Genomic DNA, 2,758 nt, shown 5'->3' on the forward strand with positions numbered 1-2,758 from the left:
TGGAGATGAAACAAAAGCCGTCTGAAAATCCCGCTTTTTCAGACGGCAAACTTGAAAGACGGCAGAAATAAGCGCAAAATGTTAACAATTTAACCGACAACGGCGGCAGGGCGCTCCGGATATTACGCGGTGATTTCAGCGGCCTGCCACAAGGGAAGCACAACATGACCCAAAAACTCCATCCGCAAACGCTTGCCATACGCGGCGGCAAATCGCAAACCGAATATCTCGAACACAATCAGGCGCTGTTTCTGACCAGCAGCTTTATGTGGGAAGACGCGGCGCACGCAGAAGCCCTGTTTGCCAAAAAAGTCAAAGGCTACACCTATACGCGCACGGCCAATCCCACGATTGCCGCCTTTGAGCAGCGCGTGTCGGCTTTGGAAGGGGCGGAGCGTTCGGTGGCAACATCGACCGGTATGTCGGCCATTCAGGCCGCGTTTTTCACCTTTTTGCAGGCCGGTGACCATGTGGTGTCGAGCCGCAACCTGTTCGGCACAACCGCCGGTTTTATCAACGGCGTGGTGACGAAATTCGGCATCGGCGTCAGCCTGGTGTCGCAAACGGATTTGGCCGAATGGCGCGCCGCCATCCGCGAAAACACCAAGCTGCTGTTTTTGGAAACCCCGTCCAACCCCTTGGGCGAAGTGGCCGATTTGCGCGCGCTGGCCGAGCTGGCGCACGAAGCGGGCGCGCTGCTGGTGGTGGACAACAGCCTGATGTCGCCCGCAGGCCAGCAGCCGCTGGCGCTGGGCGCGGATATTTCGGTGCAGTCGGCCACCAAAGCCATTGACGGCCACGGCCGCGTGATGGGCGGCGTGCTTTCCGGCTCGGAAGCGCTGATGAACCAAGTGGCCATGTATTGCAATTCCTGCGGCCTGGCGATGTCGCCGTTTAACGCGTGGACGCTGCTGAGCGGCTTGGAAACGTTGGCTGTGCGTATGGAAAAACAGTTTGCCAACGCGCTGGAAGTGGCGCAGTGGCTGCAAACCCGCCCGCAGGTGAAAGCCGTATATTATGCGGGCTTGCCCAACCATCCGCAGGCGGATTTGGTACAATCCCAGCAAAACGGCGGCGGCATCGTTATCGGCTTCGAGGTGGAAAATCAGGAGCAGGCTTGGGCAGTGATTGACCGCGTGGCGCTGTTTTCCCGCACCGCCAACCTGGGCGACGTGCGCTCGACCATCACCCACCCGTGGACGACCACCCACGGCCGGATGTCGCCCGAAGACAAGCTGGCGGCGGATATCCGCCCGGGTTTGGTGCGCCTGTCGGTGGGTTTGGAATACGCGGGCGATTTGATTGACGATTTGGCGCAGGCTCTGGGCTGATGGCGGCAGGCAGGGCCGTCTGAAAACGGTTTGACTGCCGGATTTCAGACGGCTTGCCGGTTAATGCCGTCTGAAAATCAATGAGGATAAGAAATGGATGAAGCGGTATTTGCCGATTGGGCGTTGAAAATCTGCCTGACGGCGCTGATTGTGTTTTTGGGTTTTATCGTGTGGAACTTGGGCAAAGAATCCAAAGCCGGTAAATTCGGCATGATTATGCTGTTTTTTGTCTTAGGCTTCGGCGTGTTCGGCTTTATTTTCAAAAACCTGCTGATTGAATTTTTTGTATTGAGCAAATAAACCGCCGCTGCCGATGCGGCGCAGGCATAGTGAATACGGGGTAGAGAATGCGGAAAGTATTGGTTTTGCAGCATCATGATTTTTCGGCCTGCGATTTGGGCGTATTGGCGGCTTTGAACTTGCCGCAGCCGCAGGCAGGCGCGGGTAGCCTGCGCTTTCCTGTGCCGGAAGGTTTTGCCCTGCCTCAGGAGGTGGAGCAGGCTTTGCTCGGGCAGGAAATCGATTGTGCCGTATTGCCCGATATGGCGTTTGCCGATTTGGGGCTGATTGTCAGTGATATGGATTCCACGCTGATTACTATCGAATGCGTGGACGAAATTGCTGCAGGTGTGGGGCTGAAAGCGCAGGTGGCCGAGATTACCGAGCGCTCCATGCGCGGCGAGCTGGACTTTGAGCAGTCGCTGCGTGAGCGCGTCGCCCTGCTGGCAGGTTTGGACGAAGCCGTATTGCAGAAAGTGTATGACGAAGTATTGCGCCTGTCGCCCGGTGCGGAATTTCTGCTGGCGGAATGCCGCCAACACGGCGTGCAATTTATGCTGGTGTCGGGCGGATTTACCTTCTTCACCGAGCGTCTGCAGCAGCGTTTGGGCTTTGAATACCAATACGCCAATGTCTTGGATATTGAAAACGGCAAACTGACCGGCGGCTTGAGCGGTCGCATCATCGATGCGCAGGCTAAAGCGGATTTGCTGGTGCAATACCGCGGGCAACTGGGCTTGCAGCCGGAGCAGGTGCTGGCGATGGGCGACGGGGCAAACGACATTCCCATGCTCGAGCAGGCCGGTATCGGCGTGGCCTACCGCGCCAAACCCAAAGCTCAAGCGCACGCCGATGCCTGCATCCGCTTCGGCGGGCTGGAGCGCATCCGCGGCTGGTTTGCCTGAGGGTGGGTCTATTGTCGGAGTAGGGTAAGGCCGTCTGAAAATGGGGATTTTCAGACGGCTTTTTTGTTTTTGTGGATAATGTGCGTTCGGGATGGGGCAAGTCATTGAAAAATATATAGTCGGAGTGTAAATTCTGATGCAAGGCGAGCCGGCGTCGTAGCAGGAATTACGCTTCGACTATAGCAGTAGGTCGGGCATTTTTGCCCGACGCTTCGTTGATATGCCTGAAAATATCAGTCTCCC

At 56.9% G+C, this 2,758-nt stretch carries 3 protein-coding genes; all 3 read left to right on the forward strand.

What is annotated here, in order from left to right; genetic code table 11:
- The first annotated feature begins 164 nt into the window (after positions 1-164).
- Positions 165-1,331 carry an O-succinylhomoserine sulfhydrylase gene (metZ, locus tag BDE01S_RS09765; protein ID WP_066080930.1) on the forward strand — a complete coding sequence of 389 codons (1,167 nt, stop codon included), beginning with the start codon at positions 165-167 and terminating at the stop codon, positions 1,329-1,331.
- 93 nt (positions 1,332-1,424) lie between these two features.
- On the forward strand, positions 1,425-1,631 hold the full coding sequence (locus tag BDE01S_RS09770) for a DUF2788 domain-containing protein (protein ID WP_066080933.1): 207 nt from the start codon (positions 1,425-1,427) through the stop codon (positions 1,629-1,631).
- 47 nt (positions 1,632-1,678) lie between these two features.
- A complete protein-coding gene (serB, locus tag BDE01S_RS09775) occupies positions 1,679-2,515 on the forward strand; it encodes a phosphoserine phosphatase SerB (RefSeq protein WP_066080936.1) in 837 nt (278 codons plus the stop codon).
- Positions 2,516-2,758: the final 243 nt, after the last annotated feature.

The sequence above is a fragment of the Bergeriella denitrificans NBRC 102155 genome, from assembly GCF_001592185.1.
In the GTDB taxonomy this organism is placed as follows: domain Bacteria; phylum Pseudomonadota; class Gammaproteobacteria; order Burkholderiales; family Neisseriaceae; genus Neisseria; species Neisseria denitrificans.

Bases quoted from the DNA above. Each gene is read 5' to 3' on its own strand.
- metZ (WP_066080930.1), top strand. From the start codon at position 165: ATGACCCAAAAACTCCATCCGCAAACGCTTGCCATACGCGGCGGCAAA.
- BDE01S_RS09770 (WP_066080933.1), top strand. From the start codon at position 1,425: ATGGATGAAGCGGTATTTGCCGATTGGGCGTTGAAAATCTGCCTGACG.
- serB (WP_066080936.1), top strand. From the start codon at position 1,679: ATGCGGAAAGTATTGGTTTTGCAGCATCATGATTTTTCGGCCTGCGAT.